A 24,945-nucleotide genomic window follows, 5' to 3' on the forward strand; every position below is an offset into this window, starting at 1 on the left:
TTTTTTAAAATATGATATATATTATTAATTTTTTAATAAGGATATTTTTAATGAGTGTTAGAATAAAATTGTCAAAAAATAATAAAAATAGCGTCACTTATCTATTTTATCTTTATCATTTTTCACTAATTATAATTTTAATAAAATATCTCCTTTAGTACTTTCAATAAGAATGAAATTTTTATAAACAATTATTAAATTTTTTATTTAAATAAAAACATTGAAATATGGGAAACCATGGGAAATATCCTATTTTCAGAATGGACTAGAAATTACAGAAAGTTAAATGATCTGAACCAGTTAAAAGAGGATATTATAAAGAACTTCCAGGAGTGGGAAGTGGTAGATAAAAAAATAGTATGTATGTTAAGTGGAGGTAAAGACAGTGCTACAGCCTTAGCGTTGGCCAAAGATCTCGGTCTCAATGTGTTTCTGGCTGTTCATTTTACCCATAAGTGGAGTTGGCAACTCTCTAAGGAGGAGGCTAAGAAAATAGCAGATAGGTTTAATATACCTATAAAGTTCTACGATATTACCAAGGATCTGAAGAAGAGGACAAAGGGAGCAAAAGGGAGAAATATATGCAGAATATGTAAAAGTATAATGAAAAGTAGAACCATAAAGATAGCTAAAGAGGAAGGAGCAGAAGTGATAATGACGGGAGATACCTCTGTAGAGAAGATCTCAGGTCCCATTATGCAGTATTTAAAGGAAAAATACGGGGAGGTAAGATTTGAAAAGATGGAGTTGACTCCAGTGCCTAAAAAGTATAACTTCCTCTTCTTCAGGCCGCTTATAAGGTGTGGATACGAAGATATACTGAAGATTGTGGAATACTACAATATAGACGTTAAGAGGGTGTATGAAGCGGGAGATAGATGGGGATTCTGGAGGGAGGGGTGTCCATTGCAGTACTGTGACAACGAGGCACTGATAACAGAGGAACTTTTGGATAAATTATATATATACAATGAGAGGATTACAAGGGTAGCCAGGGAGGATGGTAGATTTAGAGCATCTATAAGACTTCCTTCTAAGGAGCTCATAGTTGTACCTGTTAAGGATGATGTAAGAGATAAGGAGAAGGAGGAATTTATAAAGAAACTGGGAGAGATCTTAGAAAAGTTATAAGTGGTGTTGGATTATGATACCTATTATATACAAGGAGATGTGTCCCAACTGTTTCGGAGATATTGACAATAGTAGGTTGGAGTTAGGAGTGTGTAAAAGGTGTTTAGAAGAGGATGGGAGGTACTCCAAGTTGGATCTGTGTAGGAAGTTGGGAGACGGTAGGAAGTTAGATAAATTACGGGATTACTGTAGAATTTGGAATGAATTTAAGGAGTTTGAGGAGTTCTGTAAGGATCTAGGTTATGAACTTCTCAGTATTCAGAAGATGTGGGCTAAGAGAGTTTTGAAAAATAAGAGTTTCTCCATCGTTGCTCCAACTGGAGTAGGTAAAAGTTTCTTTGGTGTGTTGATGAGTCTATATCTAGCAAGTAAAGGAAAGAGATGTTATATAATTCTACCCACAACTCTACTAGTTAAACAGACTTACGAGAGAGCACTATCCCTTATGGGAGATAAGATTAATGTGTTATGCTATCATTCGGAATTAAATGAGAGGGAGAAAAGAGAAGTTAAGGAGAGGATAGAAGAGAAAGATTTTCAGGTGTTGATTACGACCTCCAACTATTTAACTAGAAATATGCCCAATACAACCTTTGACTTTATATTTGTAGATGACGTAGATGCACTTTTAAAATCTTCTAAAAATATAGATAGGACTCTACTACTTTTAGGCTTTAATAAAGAGTTGATAGATGAGGCTTATAAGATAATACTACTGATGAAAAGGAAGAAATTCGATAAGGCGTTGGAACTTAGAGAGAAGTTAAAGAAGAAGGTAGAGAACATTAAACATGGCTGTATAGTTATTGCATCTGCTACCGGGAAGAGTTATGGAGATCGGGTAAAGTTGTACAGGGAGTTGTTGAACTTTGAAGTTGGATACGGTATAAACAAGTTAAGGGATGTTGTTGATATCTATGATGAGATAGATATGGGTAAGGTTTTGGATTACGTTAAACTGTTAGGTTCTGGTGGTTTGATATTTATATCCCAGGATTACAGTTTAGAGATGGCTGAGGAAATTGAAGATCTCTTAAGGAAAAACAACATAAAGGCCAAGGTTATTCACTCAAAAGATAAAGAAGGCTTTGAGGACTTTAAGGAGGGTAAACTAGATGTACTTATAGGAGTGGCATCCTACTATGGGGTTCTGGTTAGAGGACTTGATATACCAGAGAAGATAAGGTATGCTATATTCTACGGTATCCCAAAGATGAAGTTTAAACTTAGAGAGTATTTAGAGAAGATAAAGGAGAGTAAAGAGATAAAAGTAGATATAGAAGGAAAGTCCTTAGAAGAGATCGAAAATATCTTAGAGAAAGATTTAAAGTTAAAGAACTTCTCTCTAAGGGTTGAAGAGGGAGATATATACCTCCTTATACCAGATATAAAAACTTACATCCAGGCCTCCGGTAGAACCTCCAGGATGACAGAGTTTGGTTTAACAAAAGGTGCTTCCATATTACTCGTAGATGACTGGAAGTTATTTGAGAGTGTTAAAAAGTATATGTTGTTCAACTATGAGAGTGAATTTAAAGGTATTGAGGAAGTTAACTTTGAGGAGTTGATAAGAAAGATCGATGAAGATAGGAAAAAAATTAAAGTAGGTAAGAAGAAAGGTAAGATACCTGATATATTGAAGTCCATTCTTATGGTTGTAGAGAGTCCAAACAAGGCGAAGACGATAGCAAGTTTCTTTGGAAGGCCCTCTAGGAGAAAGGTCAATGGTATAAATATCTACGAGGTATGTATAGGAGATATAAACTTAATAATAACTGCCAGTGGTGGCCACATCTTCGATTTAGTTACCAAGGAGGGATACTACGGGGTAAAGATAGATGATAATATCTACATCCCTATTTACATGGCTATAAGGAAGATAAATGGAGAACAGATAACTGATCAGAAAGATATAAATGAGATATTAAAGGAACTGATGGAGAAAGGGGAGAGGATTAATCTGATAAACTGTAAGGACAATATAGAGACGATAAGAGAGATTGCCGATGAGGTAGACGGGATATTTATAGCCACAGATATAGATACAGAGGGAGAGAAGATAGGTTACGATATAGCTTCAAATATACTACCTTTTAACAAAAACATCTACAGGATAGGATTCAACGAGATAACTAGGAGGGCAATTTTAAGAGCTGTAGATGCTTACAGGAGAGGTGAGGAGTTAAAGTTAGATGAGAACAAGGTTAGGAGCCAGTTAGTGAGAAGAATAGAGGATAGATGGATAGGGTTTAAACTCAGTCAGAAATTATGGAATGTTTTTAACAAAAACTACCTCTCTGCAGGTAGAGTACAGACGCCAGTTTTAGGTTGGATAATAGAGAGGTACGAAGAACATAAGAAGAAGATACCTTACCTCTCTATAAGGCTGGAGTACGATATATACGTTGGAAAGGTATGGGAGGAAGACTTCAAGAGAGATGAGGTGGAAGTTGAGGTAAATCTCTATAAAAAAGATATTTCTCCACTACCACCATTTACCACAGATACTCTGTTAGAGGAGGCTACAAAGAAATTCTATCTAAGTACAGAAGAGGTTATGAGGATATCCCAAGATCTCTTCGAACTTGGATTGACCACCTACCACAGAACTTCTTCCACAAGGGTGTCTTTAGATGGTATGAAGGTTGCAAGGGAGTATTTGAAGTTGTTTAATTTGGAGGATTATCTTAAGAACAGGGAATTTTACATGGAGGGCCCACATGAGTGTATAAGGCCTACGAAACCGATGGATACTGGAGAACTTATAGAGTTTATAAAGGAGAATAACATAACCCTAAGTAAGAACCATATAAAGATATATGACTTAATATTCAGGAGGTTTATAGCTTCTCAGATGAAGGAGGCTACAGTACTCTATCAGGAGTTGTATATAAAAGATATAGATGAGAGGATAGAGGGATATGTAGATGTGGAGTTTGACGGTTGGAGTAGGATATACAACCTGAAGTTAAGGAAACTTCCTAAGATCGAGAAGAATAAATTAAAGGTTTTAGAGTACAGTATACGGAAGGTAAATAAAGTACCACTTTATGATGAAGGGGAAGTTGTAAAACTTATGAAAGAAAGAGGCATAGGAAGGCCTTCTACATACGCCCAGATAATAAAGAAGTTGTTAGATAGGGGATATGTGATAAAGAGTAAGAATAAAGGTAAATTGATACCTACAAAGTTAGGAATAGAGGTTTACAACTACCTTATTACCCACTATCCACAACTTATATCTGAAGAAAAAACTAGAGAACTTGAAGAAGTTATGGATAAGATAGAAAGGGGAGAGGTAAATTATCTAGAAGTCTTACATTCTCTAAAATCTATATGTGATAGGATATAACATAATATCTTAGAATTTTCCATTAGTAACAATTTTTACTACTGGCTAAGATAAGATAGGTGTATTAGGTTCTTCATCTTATTATACTTTCTTTATTTTTGAAACAACTTTTTCATTATTTTTACTTCACTATTATTTATTAATATATTATTATAATTATTATTTTTTAAACTCTCACTTTAATGAAAGCTTAGAGTTTTTAATAATATTTTTTATTATAATACTCTCTTCCATTAAGATGTTAATTCAAAACTTAAAAAACAGTACATAGATTCTATTTCACAGTAAAAATCACTACACTCTGAGTACATTAGTAACAACCAGTACATATACTAAATACACCATAAATAAAAATAATCCTTCTATTCTACTAATCTTAAAGTATTCATTACTACATCTCCCAAATAATCTTAATATCACACCTTTGTTCATAAAGAGTACCATCAGTACTACAAGAAGTATGTAGATAGAGAGTCCAAACCTAGTTGGAGGTATGTAAGCGATCATACTGGAAAGGGCTAAAGCACAGCCTATATTTATCATATTACTACCTATAATGTTTCCAATAACTATATCACTAAGTTCTCTTCTTATGGCAGAGAAGGATACTGCAACTTCAGGGAGGGAAGTACCAAATGCTACTAGAATAAATCCTACAACCTTGTTAGGTATTCCTAAAAAGATTGCAATATTCCGGACTCCGTCTATAAATAATTTACTTCCTATGAATATACTGATCAATCCAACAATAGCAAGTATTATAGCCAAGATTATGGAGACATTCTCTCTGTCATTCCTATCTTCTTCAGTTACAATATCTCTTTTTTTAAGAGTATATCCTATATAACCAAGAAGTAAAAAAAAGAGTATTACTCCATCAATAAAGTTAAAACCATCGTATCCTAATATAAAGAGTAAAAGGGAGTATAGTAGATATATTTGAGAATTTCTTAATATAGATTTCTGTTTTACAACTAAGGGAGATATCAAAGCACATAATCCAAGTATAAATCCAATATTAATTATACAACTCCCAAGAGCGTTTCCCACTGCTATTATAGGTAGGCCTGCATATGTAGCGTATAGACTAGTAACTATCTCAGGAAAAGAAGTAGCAAATGCAACTATAGTCGCCCCTATAACAAAGTTTGAAAGTTTAAAGTACTTGGCTATTTTTGTGTTTCCGAGAGTAAACCAATCACTCCCATAGTTCAGTAGTCCTAACCCTATTAGAAGCATCAAAATACTCTGTAAAACCCCCACATTTTCACCGATTCTGTAAATAAATATAATAGAAATATCAGTTTCTGTTCTTCACTTTTTCCCTTTTAACCATTTTAAATTTTCTACCACCACATTCACAAATCAAATCTTCTATAACCACATTTCTCCCATCCACCTTGTAAACTCTACCACATTTTAAACACCTGTAGTATCTCAAAGTAGGCCTTACCTCTCCAGTGTATAACTTACTTAAATCTATCTCCTCTTTTTTAAACTTTTTTAGATTTTTTCCCACCAACCTTGCTAGAAAGGTAGTATTTCCTATTATCTCAGAACCTTCGTAGATATTAAACCCTGGTATGAGCTCATATATTGCAAAGTTCATACTATTTACGATCCTCTGAACCTCTAAGTATTCTTCTATTGGTTTATGGGAGAAGGCTAGGTAAAGCACCCCTCTATCCCCCTCTCCCAATCCTTCAACACCTCTTGACAGGAATAACTTCAAACCATTCAATGTATAAGGAGGATCTGTAAATACCGTATCAAATCGCCCCCAGTATTTTCTATCTAACTCCTCCCTGAAATCTTGTTTAACTGTTTCAATATTCAATCCTTCTCTCTTGGATATCTCATCTATAAGGTTTAACAGTCTCTCATCTATATCCATAACTACAACTTCTTCTGGGAATCCTGTCATTGCACTTGGTATGGATGTTAGATCATCATCTCCAATAAACAATACCTTTTTTCCTTCTAAATCTCCCCTATCAGCCATTATGGCCGCTCTATATACTGCAGTTTCAGGAGTGGCGTGGGACTGATCTATCCTTGTATTCACCTTGGGTCTAAGTTTTGCATACTCCCTATGTCTCCTAAGTATATTTTTGAAATTCTCATCTAAGATAATCCCCCTCCCTTTACAGGTAGGGCACTTTAGATCCATTTTCATTTTAAATTTTAAATTGTTCTCTACTAGATTTTTTCCGTATTCCGTATATACTGCACCTTTCTCGTCCCTTTTTAAAATTCTACTTCTCTCTAAGATACTCCTCACCTTACTCACAACAGGTAATGGCAACTTAGTATATTGGCTTATTCTCTTTGTAGATACTGGCTGATTTCTGTAGATACACCTTAGTATACTTTCTATGGCATCAACACCTTCTGCTACCTTTACCCTCTCTGCTAACCTTTTTAGGAAATTTTTAAATCTTTCTCTGCTGGAGAAGTCGAGCATCCTTTTATTTAACTTACCTCCCATCTGTCCTATTATCTTCATGGTGAAACCTCTACTTTTCTGGTAAAAAACAATTTAATGTATAATAATATAATCTTGTTTATTAGATTGTTTATTAGAGCGTAGATAGTAAAAATATAAGGATACAATGTATATTAATGGGTTTTTCTATTTTACTTTATAATAATGTGAACTGTAGTTAGTATTTATACAATAAATAATTTGAGATGATGCTTAATGATGCTTAAATTAAATGTTCCCCAGTGGCACTACAGTATGCTTCAGGATAGAGAGAGGTTGGGAATATTTAAGTGGGCTATAGAGAAGAGTGTTAAGCCTGGAGACATCTTCTACGATGTTGGTACAGGTAGTGGAATACTGGCTATGATAGCTGCGAGAATTGTGAGGAAGGTTTATGCCATAGAATTAGATCCTATAACCTATCAGTATGCTCTGGAAAATATAAGAATTAACGGATTTAAAAACATAGAACTTATAGAAGGAGATGCAAGGGAGTATACCCCTGAAGATGAGGTGGATGTGGCTGTCGTGGAAATGTTGGATACTGCACTTATCACAGAACCTCAGGTTCCAGTGATAAATGCAATACTTAAGAAGAAGATCTTAAAGGAGGGTGGGAAGATTATACCTCAGCGGGCCTACAACACTGCCCAGGTAGTATTGGCAAGGATGGATCATATCTACTACGACGAGGAGGTGAAATCACAGCCCCTATCTATGGAGGTACTCTATAGTATTGTAGATTTTAACAAGGTGAATAAAGAGGAAGTGTCCTACTATTTAGAGTTTAAAATATCCAGTGATAAAGTTAAGGAGGATAAAATTGGTATAAGGTTAAATACCTATACTCAACTGACAGAAGATACAGTTGCTGGAAGTACCCCGATGCTGAACCCTCCTCTTATTATACCTATCGAGAATCCTAGGATAGAAGACAATATCTTAAAGGTTAAACTATCTTATAGAATGGGGGGAGATCTGGAGAGTATTAAAGTTGTATAATAAAAAAGCAAAAGAAATTAAAATTTACCCTATTATATTATCTCTTTATTAATTTCTTTATTAATTATATAATTACATAACTTAATTATCAACATAATATTTAGAATTAGGTGGTACTATCAAAATAGGGATACTCTGCTGTAGAAAAACCTTCGAGAATATACTAATTTACAGATGTTTATCGCGGAGTTATCCCACTACTTTTATAAATCCCATGAAGTTAAAGAGTATTGAATTAGATGTTGATCTAATACTATCAAGGGTAGAGAGGGATTATTTAGAGGAAGGTTTGAAAGTATTGAAAATTGTTGAGGAGAATAATGATATAGAGGTGATCAATCCCAGAAGATCTGTTGAAACATGCCAGAACAAGTATTTAACATATAAGATGTTAAAGGAGTATATGCCAATGTCTATCTTAGTATCCCAGGATAACCTTCAAGATGTGGATTATCTAATAGAAGATGCAGGTTTAAGATATCCTCTAGTTGTAAAACCAGTTTATGGAGGATATGGCAAGGGTGTTTTAAAGTTGGAAAAAATAAAAGATGTGAAGGATCTTTTAAGTAGATACTACCGGAATAACAGTTCTAATCACTTCATCATTCAGGAATATATTCCTTACAGACATGATATAAGAGTTTTTGTCATTGGTAACAGAGTAGTATGTGCTATGGAGAGGATCCCGAAGAATGACTGGAGAGCAAACTGTTCCCTCGGGGCAGAAACCAGACGATTTTATATAGAAGAAGATGTTGAAGATCTCGTTTTAAAGTGTGTTAAAAGGGTAAGTGCCCATATAGTTGGAGTAGATGTGCTGATAGATAAAGAGGATAACCCCTATATTCTTGAGATGAATATAACTCCCCAATTTAGAAATATTATGAAGTATTCCGACATCCCCTTAGAAATATTGAAGTTTATAGAGGAGATCCTACCAAAATCATAATAAAATTGAAATCTTGATAATTATTACTTCCCTTAGAATACTACAAACTCTATTAAGTCCATTAAACTACGTCCCAATAACTATGGGCTCTGAAAGATCTTTAATAAGTCTTATAACTGAATAGGCTGCTAATACCGAGGTTCTAGGATTCTCCTTAGAAGGTGTATTTTCTACAGTTGTCCTTATGGTACCTGTGGAACCTCTAACTATCACTTCATGCCTATTTACGGATATATTTGGATCCACCACTATCTTAACCTTTGTTGGATAGTTAGATGCCAAATGGAGTACTAAGGAGACGTTTATATTCTGAGGAAATTTCTCTATAGCTTCTGAAAAACTACCTTCAAAGACTGTAGTAGGTTCTGAAATTTTATCTATATCAAACCCCTGTTTCTCTAAAGAATCTCTCAGTCCTTCTATGGGTTTTATCGTTATCAACGTTACCTCGTATATTTTTCCTAAGGATACTGCTTTAATTGCGTCTATTCCCGCAATAGCCCCTGAAGGTATATATATTCTTCTGTTGTGTTTCTTTGCGAGGCTGTATAATCTCTGATAGAGATTAAGATCTTTGAAAGCACCAACACTCATCACTATTACATCCTTTCTATTTTCTATGGCTTTTATTGCAACTTCTTCCACCGCTTGGATTGAGGCACACTCTATTACTACGTCTAAGTCCTTACGTACCAACTCATCTATAGAGTGACATACCTGGGCCCTTACTAACCTACCAAGTTTTTCCGCTTTGTATATACTTCTGTCGTAGAGGGCTACAACCTTAGGATTTATAATACCTTCCAATACAGCATTAACTATTGAAGTAGCAATAGCTCCACATCCAACCAGTCCTATTCTCAACATCCATACCCCAAAAATCTTTTTTATATTTAAGTTTGATGGATCTAATTTCAAGGATTATATATAGTGTTGGACAAAACTTCTGATTAAAATTTATCTACACCAAATTTTTTATAGCTTTTCAACTGTATTTCTACTAAAATACTTGAGATGAATTAGAAAAATATTACAAGGACCTTCTTCCTCCAATCTTCAGGAGTAGATATCTGTTTATACTTTTTCTTTTTAAATTATTTTTTATCTTATTATTTTTATTATACTATTTTTATTATTTTTTAACATTTGATAGGAAATTAGAGCATATAAAAATAGTAATATAGCCAGAAATACAACATTGAATCTTATAAAAATTTAACTATCTTTTACTCTTCTTTTACCTTTATTAACTCTTTATTATTTAACACTTTAAGATTTTTATTTTTTATTATTTAATATTTTTTATATCGAGATTCTAGATAGTAGTTATCGTGTAATTCTAACCAATTTTCAAGACCTTGGGACATATTCTAAAAAGTGGTAAATAAGAAGAGTTTTTAATTCTTATTTTATATTATATTAATATTATTTTTTTTATTTTATATTTGGCAAAATCAAGGGGCTTGATACGTTTTTATTGCTAATTATGAATGTGGACAATTCCAAAATAGAACAAATTATGGAAATCCAAAATATAGGCGAACTACCTGATACTGAGATGAATATTTTGAAGAAATCTCTCGAAATTAGGGAAGTAGAACAAAAAGATAAGACAGAAGAAGAATTAGATAAAACTCCTTTTAAAAAGGGAGATGAAGAGGTTAAAGAAAAATCACCTCCAATATCTACAGGAACCACTCCTCGACCACTAACAGAATTAACAGGAGAGCGAGCGGTAACCGAAACTAAGGGAGATGTTTTTGATGGGATAAAAGAAAAAGAGTGGGCCCCGGAAATCCCCGCTGAAAAAGTTCCCATTCGGATAGAAGAATATATGCCAAAGCAGGAGACTATAAAAGAAATTGATGAAGATGAAACCTCAGCAGGGAGAGTACATATTACAAGAACATCAAAGGGTGGAACGCAACCTACAGAAATTTTGAGTGAAAAAGCAAGAAAAGATATTGGGCGAGAGGGGGAAAAGTATGCATTGTACAGTATTATAAAAGACAAACTGGTCGAATATTTCAACATTGAAATTGGAGAGTATAATACGTTTGAAGATATACTCGAACATTATGCAAATATTGTAAAAGAAACAAATAAGGGATTTAACCTAGAAAAAGATGGGGATTTAATCGTAGAAGTTATATGGCTAAATAAAAATGGAGAAAGTGGAGAGCATTATGATATAAAAGTTGTAGAAAACGGAGAAGAGATTTTTATCGAGGTAAAAATCCACAAAAGAATATGATAAAACTTGGTTCTCAGTATCGAAGGATCAATGGAGACTTATGGAAGAAAAGGGAGACAATTTTTATATCTACAGAGTTTATGGTGCTGGGAGAAAAGATGCAAAAATTCTAAAGATTCGAAATCCAGCAAACTTTGGAAAGAGGGAAAAATTGATGCATATCCTATTGGTATTGAGCTATAGGTATAGTTTGACGCTCACAGCCTTGCCCTTCGGGTAGCCTAACAGCGGACATACGGCTACACTTCGTTCTGCCCAAATTCGGCTTCGCAAACTTCGTATGTCCGCAAAACGTTGTCCGATAAACAGATAATTAAATCCCTATTTCAAATTCTTGATAACATCAATAGTAAAACAGGATCTATTGAAAGAGCGTTAACTACAATTCGTAATGCAAATAAAAAAATAGTAAAATATTTAAAAGTCGAATAAATTTAAATTAATATATAAAAAGGATGAAAAATGAACACGAAAAATTTAGGGGTACTGGTACTTTTAGCAGTGCTGGTAATTGTAATTGTTTTGATAAGTAGATGTACACAAAAACAAGGCACATACTGGAATGAAAAAAGTTATTGATGAAAAGAAGTTTGAAATTAAATGATGGAAGTTTTTAAGCGGCTCGCAACTCTCCGCTCGCTAACGCTCACTTCGGTGCTATCGCACTCGGACAACAGGCGGGTATCTGGTTCGGGCTTTCAGCCCTCACCCAAATCGCAAAGCGACTTCGCTTAATCCCAATGCGTTGTCCGAAATTGTGGGCGATGGGCTGAGGAAAAATAATAAATGTTAGTGAGAAGGAGATGATAGTATGAAACACATAACAATAAGAGTGGCTTGGCACGATAACAAATGGAACGGAAAAATCTGCAAGAATCCTTCTGAGAATGTTTATTGTGTCGATAATTATTCTCTTTTATCTTCCAGAATCCAAAGAAGGAGAAATATTGAGATTGAAGAAAAATTTAAAGGAAAGTCAATATCAGAAGTAAAGAATAATTCAGCTTATATACCACCTTGTTATTGGTGCATAAATATACTTGGAGAAGAAAAACATACCATAGAAGATACCCATCCATTTGGAGATACTTCGAATAAATTTAGTGTTATTCCACCACTTAATGAAATACTGAAACCTTTTTCAGTATTCACATGGAATTTTAAGTTATCGTTTACAACCACTGGAGTCTATAAATATCCTCCAGATTTAGAAGATAGAGTTAAAAAATATATAAAAAACATTGAACCAACAAAGTCCGTAGTTTTTCTCTATGCAAATTATAGCAATCCAGTTACTGGAGATGAGAGAAAATATTTGGTATTAGGAGCAGGATTAGTAAGAGAGGAAATAGAATTTCCTAAGAAGTACGATATTCCAGAAGAATTGTACGAGGACATAAATAGAAAAATGCCAGTTTTTCCTAAAATCGCATGGCAGTTTCAAGTCCCTCTTGATCCTGAACTAACGTTTATATTGCCATATCATGAATATTTACAATTCATAGAGAGAAAAAATGGTACTAAAAGAGAGGATAAGGAAAAATGGTTAGAAGATATAACCGTAAAAGTAGACGACCCAACTATCATACCTCATTTCAAGTACGTTTCAATGCACATACCACATGATAAAACTATTTACCTGTTATACAAACTAAAAAAATCAATAAGTAAACTAAAAGAGCATGGAGTTATCTCTATTGAGCAGATTGAAAGTTATGAGAAAAAGGTAGATAAATTATTAGAAATTGCCTGGAGAGAACGAGGACAGTACCCAGGCTTTGAGAACCTAATTGCAATTAAATTAGAAAATGAGTTTACAAATGATAAAATTGAAGAGATAACTAGAAAATTAAAGATGTTTATAGTTAAAAAGTTTGGATCAATAGATGAGTTTTTAAATGACAATAAAAATATATTTACTCTAAAATGTGAAGATCCAGAGATAGAAACTGCCATTAATATAATAAAATCACAATTTGAAGTTTTTACTTTTTTAGCTCGTTTTGATTTCTCAAAACAACAATTCAAAAATATAATTGATTTCATTGGCAAGAAAGGATTCAATAATTTTAAAGCGAATCCGTACTCTATTTTAGAGGAGTACTTTTACGATATTAAAGATGATGATTGGGATATAGATAACAATGATTACGGTATTTCTGTTTATCACTTAGATATCGCACTTATTCCTGACACGAAATACGCAAATTGGAGGGCTTTGTACACCGCTAAATCGTTGGAAAGGATCCGGGCTCTGATAACCCTGATTCTTAGAAATGCTGCTCAAACCGATGGGCATACCTATCTTTCAAGAGATGAAATTATAGAGAAAATTAAAGATTATCCTTTGTATTACATTCAGCAAGATTTTGAAATTGACCAATTGTTATTAAGTGAATACGAGAGTGATCCAAGGTTTAAAGAACAATTCAAAGTAATCTCCATTGACGGACAAGTGATTTATCAGCTAAAATCTCTGGAAAAAATAGAGAGAATAATTGAAGAATTTATCGAAAAAGTGAAAAGAGTGGAATACGACGTTGATCAACATATTGTGGACACTCTAGTAAGAAAAGATATTGAAAAATTTAAATATAGACTTAGAGATGATAATGCACGTGAATATTTTAAGAGGGAGCGTACCGAACTTTATCAAAAAATATTTAGTAATAAATTGGTTGTTATAAGTGGAAAAGCTGGGAGTGGAAAGACTTCTGCAATCATTAATCTTATTGACGTATTTAAAAGACAAAGAAAAACCCCCATTTTTATTTTTACACCCACAGGTAAAGCAAGTTTGGTTATTCGGAAACGTCTAAAAGAAGTAGAATTAGATAACGATCCAGATATTACAACTTCAACAATTCATAGGTTTATATATAGGGAATTATTTGAAAGAACCAGACAATTGTCACGGGAACGTATGAAAGAGATATTTAAGCTTGCAGATCTTGTAGACAAGATTTTTGATGGACATTATGAATTTATAAATGACTTTAATAAATTGGCGAGACGCTGGCAGTTTAACCCAAAAGTTGTTATAATTGATGAAGCTTCAATGGTAGATGAAGTTCTCCTTTGCCTTTTATTTAGTCTAATAAATCCTTCTACACTCCAGCACTTGATAATAATAGGAGACGACAAACAGCTTCCGCCCATAGGTATAGGTAGACCATTTATTGATCTTATATACTATCTTAAAAATCAGGGACTTGAAAGCAAATATTGTCACCTCAGTACAAACTTACGATTTCCTCTTACTGATAATAGATGTGCCAAAATAGAGAAATTAGCCGAATTATTCAGAAGTGACAAAGAACCTTTGTTAGAAGACATACATGAGATAACAAAATCAGCCGATGATACACTAGAAATAAGTTACTTTAGAGATGCAAATGATTTGAAAAATAAGCTAAAACAAATTATTTTTGAGATAGACGGGCAAGAGCAAAAAAATGATACTGAAAGCTTATGGGAATTGTTTACACATATTTTTGAGCCTAACGGAAAGTTTAATTATAATAATCTCGAAAAAATCCAAATAATAACTCCAAAAAGGGTCGGGAAGTTTGGGAGTACTGTGGTAAATAGAGAAATAGTTCTTGAGGGACAAAGCAGAATTCCAGCAGGTACTAAAATAATTTGTGAGGAAAACCAGTATTGGGAACCTGAGAGAAATAAGAGAATTCTTGCTTTAGCTAATGGTTCAATAGGATATATAACTAAAGGTGGATATGTCAAATTTGTTGATATTGATGAACTCTTTAATATATTCCGTACAAGAAGAGCAATAAGGAATATAATCGATAGATTGAAAAAAATAAAATTAGAATTATTAAATCAAAAAGAGGCTACTGATATTCCATATACGCCTGCATACGCTATTACAGTTCACAAATCCCAAGGAAGCGACTTTGATTATGTGGTGTTTATCCTTTCTGAGAGGTCATCGTTTATAACCCGTGAATTATTATATACTGGCTTCACCAGGGCAAAGACGAAAATGTATGTTTTAGTGCACAAGGATTTAAAAGATGAATTATATGAATTATTCAGAACTGCCTATATTAATTCACAAATTGAACTGATTCATACACTTTTGTTCGGTCATAAACAAAGCCCGTTTAAACCTTACTTAGTCCGATTGAAGAATGGTGACAAGATTGCAGTTAGATCTAAAATAGAATACATAATTGCAAAGACTTTGGATTCATTCGGAATAGAATTTGTTTATGAACCTGAAGACTTTGCAGAAAATCATATAAAACCTGATTTCAAGATTTTCCTAGAAAATGGTGAATTTTATTGGGAACATTTAGGACTACTAAATAACGATTGGTATAAAAATAGATGGTTTAAAAAATATAAAATTTATGAAGATATTGGCATTACAGATTTTCTTATAACTACAAGTGAAGGAGAAGAGCCAAAAGATGTTGAATCACAAATTCGGAAGATAATCGAAGATCTAAAAGGTGATAATCTAAGGGTAACAGATGGAAGTTATTCAAAACATCATTATGTACTTTAAATTGAACCTCAAAATGCGACCGTCGCCCGCAACTTTCCGCTTCGTTTCGGTGCTATCGCACTCGGATAACAGGCGAGTATCTGGTTCGGGCTTTTAGCCCTCACCCAAATTGCCATCACAAAATTTATAACTACGCAATCATTTACTGATGCGATGGGTGAAGGTACTTCAGATACCCGCAAAACGTTATATGAAATTGGGGGTGTTATTATGATTCCTAGGAATATAAAGAGAATACATATAATTAAGGCAATTGAAGAAATTGAAAAAAATGGTGTCCCAAAAAGAAGAAAATCAAGAAAGTTCTTCTTAGAATTCAATGGAAGGCACTATCCTCCAAAATATGTCATTTCATTAGCAAACAAATACGCTAATGGCAAAGAATTAGATCCTACGAAGTTTAGTGGAGGTAAAGAAACCAATAATTTTCTTAAGAATTTGGGATTTAACATTATAGAGATCTAGACCAAAGTGCAAAGAAACAATTAAAAAACTGTTAGAAAAAATTTATGGGAAAGTCGAAGTAAATTATAAATTTGATATTGGCGTTTTCCCAGAAGATTTTAAGAATACACAACACTACAAAGATTTAGAAGAAATTTTTAAAGCTCTTCAAAATCATAGAGGGTTTAAAGAATTTGTTAAAGCAAAAACACTACCGAATTGCGATTTTTTTATTCCAAATCCAGGATTCATTATAGAATTTGATGAATCCCAACATTTTACACTTCCAAGAAAAATTACCTTAGAAAAATATCCAGATAATCTTAATTTGGGTTTTAGCAGAGAAAAATGGATGAGATTATGCGATGAAATTAACGCTAAAGATAATGATCCTCCCTATAGAGATGAGCAACGAGCATGGTATGACACTTTAAGAGATTTTCTTCCATCAATATTAGGGTTAAACCCTACAATTAGATTATATGCTAAAGATTTTGTATGGTGCAGTTTAAATCCGGATAATCCAGAAGATGTGGAGAAATTTAGAAGAATAATAGAAAATAGATTTTGGAGGATTGAAATAAGAGAAGATCCTGATCCTTTTTTAGCAAGGATAATTATTGCCGGTGAGTGGGAAGGCAGGCCTGAAGATTCAACGAGATTACTTGAAGAAATTTACAATAAATGGCCGAAAGATAGAAAGGTTAAATTCCTTATAACATGTGGAGGATTTCTAGAGTTTAATTGGCCTGAGTCTATATCTAAAAAAGATATCGGAGACAGCAAGAATCCAAATCCTAATATTGTAAATATCTTGGTTAAAGAAGCTGAAAAATGTGTAAAGTCGGTTTTAACAGAAGATTTACGCAACAAATTAAAAAATGTGACAGATTACATAACTTTGGGTGTAGATTCATATAAGGAGAAAATATCAACAACTAAAAATTACATTAATCAGCCGCATATTGAACTAGTATTTTTGGTTGATTTAAGAAATAATAAATTTTACTGGACAGGAAAATCATATCCTACTCCAAGTCAACAAAATGGATTGGTACGGATTGTTGATTTAAAATCCCACTTTTTTGATTTAGATATTGGAAAAGTTATGATACTGGGTTGTCACGATTTAACTATTTTCAACCCGAGATCAAAAAATGCAAAGGGCTGGCGTAAGAAAGTTAATGAAGAGTTTAAAAAATTAGCCAAAAGGGAGAAACCTATCATCGTGTTGCAACATCCTCACACCACAGTAAAAGTGAGAACATGGTTAAATGCATGGTCCCATTTAACGAAACTACTGCCTTCAGTAAAGATATATGCAAGTGCTGGGAGATATTATGAACCTGATCGGAGTCTTTCAGAATACGACGAACTGAATGATGTGCTTGACCACACAAAATGTGGAAATACCGTTGATTTCATAGTTAATTATAGTTTAAATGGAGGTAAATAAATGACTGCTCCAACTTCATATAACAATGGTGATTATTGACGAGTGTCATCGTTCTGGATATGGGAGATGGAAGGAAATCCTTGATTATTTCAGTAGTGCTGTTCATTTTGATATGACTGCAACACCAAAAAGAGATAACAACATAGACACCTATGCATACTTTGGTACCCCAGTCTATGCCTATAGTTTGGGACAGGGTATAGAGGATGGATTTTTATCCCCTTACAAAATTCACAAGATTTATATAAACGTTGATAAAAAAGGGGATATCTCTTAACTGATGTGGCAAGCGAAGGTGCAGTTATTGAAGCTCCCGAAGATGTGGAAGTTTAAGGAATTCTATTCTGTAGGTGAATTTGAAAAGGTTATAACTTTACCAGATAGAACAGAGGCTATGACAAAGAAACTTGCTGAGATATTTTTTAGAAAAAGTTATAAAATGGAGAAAGAACAGTTAATGGTTTCGTCTAAAATCTTCAAGTCATGATGATTTAGTTTGGGATCAATAAAAATGTTGTTGAAAAACTTTTAGAATGGGAATTAATAAAAGAACAAGAAAAAAATCGGAAGGTCGAAATATATAAAAAATATATAAAAATAAGTGAAAAAGGAAAAATGCTCTTAGATCATGTGGTGTAGTGCTTGAAACAGTAAAAATAGTAGAATCACAAAAAAGGATCTACTATACTATTTTTAGCCAGCTTACACTGTTGTATAGTTGTAGTATAATGACTCTATCTATATATAATGAATTTTGTATTTCCTTTAATAGAAACTCGAGAGATTATTTTTTTAATAAGTGAGCTCACTAACCACATATAATACACACACTTAATATAGAACGTTATTCATGCAGTATATATTGGAGCTCTGTTAAATAAAATATAAACAGCCATTTTCCAACTATTTCTTCTTCATCCATCCTGTAAGCAAAGTATTTACTACTTACTGCTTTTTATATACGATAATGCTCACATTGTCCCTTGTATCTTTTAATGCAATATTTAATAATTCATTTACAATATCCTTTGGATCTTTATTACTACGTAATATATTTAAAATATCTTTCTTATTAACATAGTCATGAAGTCCATCGGAACTTAGAAGAATTATATCTCCCTTTTTTAGATCCCAGAGATAGTCGTCTACCTTAAAATCATCTAATCCCAATGCCGAGGTAATGATATTCTTCATTGGATGGGTCATGGCCTTCTCCTCTGAAATTTGACCACTATCTATTAAGGCCTGGACAAAGGAGTGATCCTTTGTTCTAAAAACTATTTCCCCATCTCTAATTAAATAGGCCCTACTATCCCCACAGTTTGCTATAATGCATTTATCTCCTTTAACTATTGCAGTTGTTAGTGTTGTTCCCATTCCCTTTCTATCTCCAATAGCGTTTTCTTTTATTTTGCTGTGTGCCGTAATGTATGCATCTTTTAAAAGTTCTTTTATCTCTTCAATTGATAGGTTTTCATTGTATTTTTCCATGATAATGTTTTTTAAAGTATCTACTGCCATCTTTGATGCAATCTCCCCTGCATTATGTCCTCCGACACCATCTGCAACTGCTAATATGTAGATGTCTTTTATTTTTTTAATTAAAATGCTGTCTTCGTTGTTTGTTCTATTCCCTTTGTCAGATATACCGTAGGCATTATCAATGTCGATGTTTTTTTCTTCTTCAATTTTTATTTTGGTTTTAGATTTGTTCTTTTTTTCTTCTCCATCTTTCTTATATCCAATTTTTTTTAGAAATTTGTTTATTATTCCCATATTACCCCCTAAAATCTCATCTTAACCTTATTTACTACTATTTTCGCCTTTATTTTTATCTCATCAGACGGTTCTTTTATCCCTTCTTCAATTCGATATTCGATAGCTTTTATTAGATTATCAACGGAATTTATTATTTCCTCAGAGCAGTTCTTATCTGCATAATATTTTAAATCGTAGAGATAATTTAAAGCATCCCCTAAATCGTTGTTTAATAAGTGGAATAAAACTAAATCAGCACAATAAAATATACTTCTACTAAAATCTTTATTAGTTTTTGAAGCTGTAAGGTTAGTTGTAAGTTGTATGTTTAGATATTCTGATAGATCCTTCTGCAATTCTTCTACTGATTGGTATCTTTTGGATTTGTCCTTTTGAATGCATTTTAAGATAATATATTCCAACTTCTCATCAATTAAAGGATTTAATTCCGATGGTTTTGGCGGCATTTCGTTTTTAATACTATAGATTATGTCAAACTCATTACCATTAAACGGTAGTTTTTTTGTTGTTAATTCGTATAGGATTATCCCCATTTGATAAATGTCCGTCCTTTTATCGATTGTTTCTCTGCTTATTTGTTCTGGTGCTGAGTATTGGAGAGTTAAAGCGTTTATAGTTGTAGATTTTGAAGTAATTTCTTTTGATAGTCCCCAATCTGTAATTTTTGGTATGTTGTTTTTTATTAAAATGTTGTGTGGTTTTAAATCCTTATGAATTATTCCTTTACTATGCGCATATTTCAGTCCATTTAACACTTCAAAAAATAGTAAAACGGCTTCTTTTAACTCTAAATTATTTTTTATTTTATTTAATTCCTTTTCACAGTATTCCATTTCTATGTATGGATATGGATAAATATTACTATAATAAAGTTGAACAATGTTGATATGTTTTAATTTTTTCCAATTTCCTATTTCCCTAAGGAATATTTCCCCAGTAGTTTCAGTTAATTCTTTTGGGACTTTTATGGCTACCGTTTTTCCATTTTTAATTGCTTTAAATACATAGGAAAATCCCCCTTCCCCAATTTTTATAGGATTTTGATATTTTGATAATAATTCATTTAGTTTATTCAACAATTCGTTTTCTCCACTAAATGATTGATTTATAGGATTTGAAGAATTAACCGATGAGGAATTATATGGCGCATTTATTGAGGAGTCTTCACCTAATAACAAATTTTTTATGAGGTTTAATTCATTATTTATTTGATTTTTTAAGTTAGTAATTTGACTGTTAAATGTTTTTATCTTTAAATTTATCATTTCATCCTCTAATTTATCAATATCGTTAGAAGATTTTTTTAAGAGATTCCTTGCTTTTAAATACTCTCCATCTGATTTCAATTTTAAAGCATCCCTTACATTATTTTCGATTTCTTTTAGTTTAACTTTTAATCTGAGCTCGTTTAATGTGGTTTGATATTTGACATACTCCTCCCCTAAATACCTCTTATGATTTTTTAAAAATCTCTCAATGGCATTTATTTCGTTCAATATTTCCTTTATCATACCCTATCCCCTCAATTTTATCAGATACTAATTTAATTTTTGCATCTAATATGTTATGGACTACTGATTTAATTTTATTATTTAGGGATGAAATTAATTCTTCATCTTCCATTGATTTTGCTATTTTCTCTGCTTTTTTATAGTATTCCAGTGATTTATCCCATTTTTTTATGGCATCATTTAAGTTGTTGTTTTGAAAATCATTTAGTGCCGCTGGTAAGAGTTTCTTAGCCTCTAATAGGTAGGAATTAAGTAGATCTAAATCTTTGCTATTGTTTGATACCGTGTTGGTCGGTAACACTTTGGGACTCATAGTTATTGATTTTTTATTAATTCCTTCTAAATATACTTTCCCACTGAAATAACCAAATACTATGCAGGAATAATAATAGAATGCCCCCCATAACCAAATAGCCACAGGAATTAATATAATTGTCAAGAAAAATAGGACTGCCATTATATATATCACAATAGCTAAAAAGCCTGTAATAATACAGTAAATAATATCAAAAATTAGGATATTAACCCATATTTTTTTTAATATTCTAAATAACGTAGCGAATTCAAAAGATGAAGATATTTTGTTGGTATATATGTAATGTGAAAATGCGATATGCATGAATAACATAGATATTGCGAAGCACACAATAATAATAACACTAAAAATATCGTCGTTGAAGGTTACCGAAAAAATATCGAGAATCACAGTAAGCAATATATAAAATAATATACAAAATAATAAAAATAATAATATAGAATATACAAAAAAAACTATGGATATCTTTAATCCTTTGATAAATTGACTAAATATATTAAATTCAGGCAACTCATTATTTTTACCCTCATAAATAAGGGTTATTATATCTGCCATATAGCCAAGCAATGAAATATTAAGTATGGGTATTACCCCTATTACCCCACCCACAACAAGTTTTTTCTTCCAATTTTTATCTTTAAATATATACGTGAATGATTCCCAAATATATTCCATCATATTTTTTCCCTTCATATATGCTATCCCTGTGTCTATGTTGGAACCCTCTTTACCAAATCTAATATATTTTATTTCCATTCTCTCTTAATTCTATTCAATAAAACTTCAAGTTTCTCTATAGTATCTTTTCCAAGTGGGATGCTTTCTTTTATCAAATACTCAATATGTGCTATTGCTCCTCTTAATTCCCTCTTGTTTTCTTCTGATTTAACGTAATTTTCTAATGATTCTAAAGTTTCCAGCAAACCAACCTTATCATTTACCTTTGCACAGTTTAAGGCAAGTTTCGTTGTTATATCAATCAAATCTTTTATTAATCTATTAATTTCTTTTTTATCTGTTGAAATTTTTAGTTTTTGAGTAGTTTTGGTTAGTGTCCTTCTAAGTTCTTCTTTTTCTTTAGTTAATTCTTCTAATGAATTTAAAGCATCTAAAAACTCATCTATTGATTGGAATCTATCTTCCTTTTTCTTTGCTAAGAGTTTTTCAAGTATTCCATCGAATGTTGATAATTCGGGGTTTATTTTTGAAGGCAGTGTTGGTTTTTTATTTGGGTTTATGATTTTTAAGGATACCTGAGTTGGCGTGATGCCCTCATAGGGCAGTCTTCCAGTTAGTAACTCATAAAATAAAACTCCCAACTGATAAATATCAGTTCTCTTATCTGTCTTCCCGTATTCTTCTTCATCTATTTGCTCCGGTGCTGAATATATTAAAGTTAATCCCTTTGTGGTTGTTGCTGTAGTGGATTTTGCACCTATTTTTGCAAGTCCCCAATCTGTTATCTTTGGTGTTAAATTTTGAGTTAATAGGATGTTCGATGGTTTAATATCTCTGTGGATTATGTTTTTGTCATGAGCGTGTTTTAACCCTTCTGCTATTTGTTTTATTAATTTTATGGCATCTTTTGGATTTAATGGTTTTGGATATTCACCTAAATCTTTTATTAGTTTTCCATTTAAGTTATATCCTTCAATATACTCCATCTCTATGTGTGGAATTGGCTCTTCGTAAGCATCATACATTTTAACAATATTTGGATGATTGAGATTTTTCCATGCTTTGATTTCTTTTAATAGGTATTTCTTAGCTTTCTCGTCAAAAGTTGGGACTTTTAAAGCAAGTGGTTGAGTTCCACCTTTTCTTTTAACTTTGAATACCTTTCCAAATCCACCTTCTCCTAATTTCTCTAATGGGATGTATTTGTTTAATAATTCAGCTGGGAAATCTGGGATATCACTTACTAACTCTTTATTAGTTGTTTCCTGTTTAGTTATGCTTTTTTCACTTTCATCTACTTTATTTTGTTTCTTTTTTCTTTTTCTTATAAAGCGTGCTCCTCCCCATACTACAATTAAACCTATGAAAAGTAGTAATATTAAAATAATATTACTACCATGATTAATATTGATATAATTAATATTGATAGTAGGAATAGCTTCTAACTTAGCATTAACAGTTTTTGAAAGTCCTGGAGAAATATAAACAATTTCCGTATAATCCTTATACCCGTCTTTTTTTAATGTAATAGTATACTCTCCGGGGGATAAACCAGTTATAGTTTTAGGAGTAGTCCCTTTATAAGATCCATTAATATAAATTTTAGCCCCAGTTGGATTACTATCTACATACAGTGAACCAGTTATTGGTTTTAGGTTCACATATACTCTCTTTGAATCTCCTGGAGAAATATAAACAATTTCCGTATAATCCTTATACCCGTCTTTTTTTAATGTAATAGTATACTCTCCGGGGGATAAACCAGTTATAGTTTTAGGAGTAGTCCCTTTATAAGATCCATTAATATAAATTTTAGCCCCAGTTGGATTACTATCTACATACAGTGAACCAGTAATAATAGCTTTGAATAGATAGACACTACCATTCCCATTTCCAGCAACTATATACTTGTCATTAGGAGTTATTGATACTGATCTAACATTACTACCTGTCCAATAATTCCACAATAACCTCCCTTCTCTGTTGAAGAGATAGACATTACCATCCCAACTACCTGCAACTATATAATTCCCATCAGGAGTTATTGATACTGATTCAACAGCACCACCTGTCTCATACTTCCACAATAACCTCCCTTCTTTATTGAAGAGATAGACATTACTATCATTACTCCCTGCAACTATATAATTCCCATCAGGAGTTATTGATACTGATTCAACAGCACCACCTGTCTCATACTTCCACAATAACCTCCCTTCTTTATTGAAGAGATAGACATTACCATCCCAACTACCTGCAACTATATAATTCCCATCAGGAGTTATTGATACTGACCAAACCAAATTACCTGTCTCATACTTCCACAATAACCTCCCTTCTCTGTTGAAGAGATAGACATTCTTATCCTCACTCCCTGCAACTATATAATTCCCATCAGGAGTTATTGATACTGAATTAACCCAATATTCATCTGTTTTATACTTCCATAATTCATCCCCATTATTGTTGAAGAGATAAATGTTGTCATTAAATCCACCACTTCCTATAGCTATATATTTTCCATCGGGTGTTATTGCCACTGATGTAACATCATCTTCTGGCTGGTACCTCCATAATAAATTCCCATTATTGTTGAAGAGATAGATACCATTATTAATATGACCTATAGCACCACCACTAATGGTATCTCCAACTCCAGCAACTATATACTTGCCATCAGGAGTTATTGATACTGAAGAAATATAAACTAAATCCTTCTCATATTTCCACAACAAATCCCCATTATTGTTGAAGAGATAGATACCATTACCTCCTGCAACTATATAATTCCCATCAGGAGTTATTGATACTGAATCCACCCAACCTCCAGTATCATACTTCCATACAGCAGTATATTTTATATCCTCTCCAAAAACAAAACCCACATTTACAAAAATTCCAATCAATAAAAATCCAATTATTAAATTTTTCAACTTCAAAATCCCCCTCCAAAAATTTAATAATATAAAATTTTTATTACTGTAATTTTACTTAAACATTACGCAGTGAGGGGGAAAATCTACGATTTTCTAAATATTCAAAAAAGAGTTTTAAAAA

The 24,945-nt window shown here is 32.6% G+C and carries 16 protein-coding genes and 1 pseudogene; 10 read left to right on the forward strand and 7 right to left on the reverse strand.

What is annotated here, in order from left to right:
• Positions 1-237: 237 nt before the first annotated feature.
• Both MHHB_RS05625 and rgy read left to right on the forward strand, forming a co-directional pair.
• Complete coding sequence (locus MHHB_RS05625; protein ID WP_131007684.1) at positions 238-1,131, forward strand: 7-cyano-7-deazaguanine synthase; 894 nt, start codon at positions 238-240, stop codon at positions 1,129-1,131.
• Positions 1,132-1,144: 13 nt separating this feature from the next.
• Positions 1,145-4,483, forward strand: coding sequence for a reverse gyrase (rgy, locus tag MHHB_RS05630; protein ID WP_131007685.1), 3,339 nt, complete (start codon positions 1,145-1,147; stop codon positions 4,481-4,483).
• A 294-nt stretch (positions 4,484-4,777) separates the two neighbouring features.
• Here rgy and MHHB_RS05635 read toward each other — a convergent pair whose 3' ends face one another.
• Complete coding sequence (locus tag MHHB_RS05635; protein ID WP_229701933.1) at positions 4,778-5,746, reverse strand: calcium/sodium antiporter; 969 nt, start codon at positions 5,744-5,746, stop codon at positions 4,778-4,780.
• A gap of 37 nt (positions 5,747-5,783) precedes the next feature.
• Positions 5,784-6,989: a bis-aminopropyl spermidine synthase family protein gene (locus MHHB_RS05640; protein WP_131007686.1), complete on the reverse strand. Its 1,206-nt coding sequence runs from the start codon at positions 6,987-6,989 to the stop codon at positions 5,784-5,786.
• Between the two features lie 195 nt (positions 6,990-7,184).
• On the opposite strand from MHHB_RS05640, the gene MHHB_RS05645 reads away from it, so the two are divergent.
• Both MHHB_RS05645 and MHHB_RS05650 read left to right on the forward strand, forming a co-directional pair.
• Positions 7,185-7,970, forward strand: coding sequence for a 50S ribosomal protein L11 methyltransferase (locus MHHB_RS05645; RefSeq protein WP_131007687.1), 786 nt, complete (start codon positions 7,185-7,187; stop codon positions 7,968-7,970).
• Between the two features lie 214 nt (positions 7,971-8,184).
• Complete coding sequence (locus MHHB_RS05650) at positions 8,185-8,919, forward strand: RimK family alpha-L-glutamate ligase (RefSeq protein WP_229701934.1); 735 nt, start codon at positions 8,185-8,187, stop codon at positions 8,917-8,919.
• Between the two features lie 66 nt (positions 8,920-8,985).
• Here MHHB_RS05650 and MHHB_RS05655 read toward each other — a convergent pair whose 3' ends face one another.
• Positions 8,986-9,786, reverse strand: coding sequence for an aspartate dehydrogenase (locus MHHB_RS05655; RefSeq protein ID WP_131007689.1), 801 nt, complete (start codon positions 9,784-9,786; stop codon positions 8,986-8,988).
• Positions 9,787-10,405: 619 nt separating this feature from the next.
• Between MHHB_RS05655 and MHHB_RS06605 the strand changes: the two genes are divergently transcribed.
• From MHHB_RS06605 to MHHB_RS06665, 6 genes and pseudogenes are all read left to right on the forward strand, one after another.
• Positions 10,406-11,173, forward strand: coding sequence for a protein NO VEIN domain-containing protein (locus MHHB_RS06605; protein WP_131007690.1), 768 nt, complete (start codon positions 10,406-10,408; stop codon positions 11,171-11,173).
• Positions 11,174-11,213: 40 nt separating this feature from the next.
• Positions 11,214-11,393, forward strand: coding sequence for a hypothetical protein (locus MHHB_RS06610; RefSeq protein WP_131007691.1), 180 nt, complete (start codon positions 11,214-11,216; stop codon positions 11,391-11,393).
• A 591-nt stretch (positions 11,394-11,984) separates the two neighbouring features.
• A complete protein-coding gene (locus MHHB_RS05670) occupies positions 11,985-15,704 on the forward strand; it encodes an AAA family ATPase (protein WP_131007692.1) in 3,720 nt (1,239 codons plus the stop codon).
• 153 nt (positions 15,705-15,857) lie between these two features.
• Positions 15,858-16,169, forward strand: coding sequence for a hypothetical protein (locus MHHB_RS05675; RefSeq protein ID WP_131007693.1), 312 nt, complete (start codon positions 15,858-15,860; stop codon positions 16,167-16,169).
• Positions 16,170-16,500: 331 nt separating this feature from the next.
• Positions 16,501-17,604: a hypothetical protein gene (locus tag MHHB_RS05680; protein WP_131007694.1), complete on the forward strand. Its 1,104-nt coding sequence runs from the start codon at positions 16,501-16,503 to the stop codon at positions 17,602-17,604.
• Positions 17,605-17,629: 25 nt separating this feature from the next.
• A pseudogene (locus MHHB_RS06665) lies at positions 17,630-18,022 on the forward strand (DEAD/DEAH box helicase family protein); the annotation flags it as partial.
• 527 nt (positions 18,023-18,549) lie between these two features.
• On the opposite strand, the gene MHHB_RS05695 reads toward MHHB_RS06665, so the two are convergent.
• From MHHB_RS05695 to MHHB_RS05710, 4 genes are read right to left on the reverse strand one after another with little or no spacing between them, the layout of a single operon-like run.
• Positions 18,550-19,380 carry a PP2C family protein-serine/threonine phosphatase gene (locus MHHB_RS05695; protein WP_131007697.1) on the reverse strand — a complete coding sequence of 277 codons (831 nt, stop codon included), beginning with the start codon at positions 19,378-19,380 and terminating at the stop codon, positions 18,550-18,552.
• 8 nt (positions 19,381-19,388) lie between these two features.
• Positions 19,389-20,894: a serine/threonine-protein kinase gene (locus MHHB_RS05700; protein WP_131007698.1), complete on the reverse strand. Its 1,506-nt coding sequence runs from the start codon at positions 20,892-20,894 to the stop codon at positions 19,389-19,391.
• Entirely contained in the window at positions 20,857-21,966 is a 1,110-nt protein-coding gene (locus MHHB_RS05705) for a DUF4013 domain-containing protein (RefSeq protein WP_131007699.1), read from the reverse strand. Before MHHB_RS05705 ends, MHHB_RS05700 begins: the two co-directional genes overlap by 38 nt.
• Entirely contained in the window at positions 21,957-24,827 is a 2,871-nt protein-coding gene (locus tag MHHB_RS05710; RefSeq protein ID WP_192893831.1) for a DUF5711 family protein, read from the reverse strand. Before MHHB_RS05710 ends, MHHB_RS05705 begins: the two co-directional genes overlap by 10 nt.
• Positions 24,828-24,945: the final 118 nt, after the last annotated feature.

This window comes from Methanofervidicoccus abyssi, assembly GCF_004310395.1.
Taxonomy (GTDB): Archaea; AGJL01; Methanococci; order Methanococcales; family Methanococcaceae; genus Methanofervidicoccus; species Methanofervidicoccus abyssi.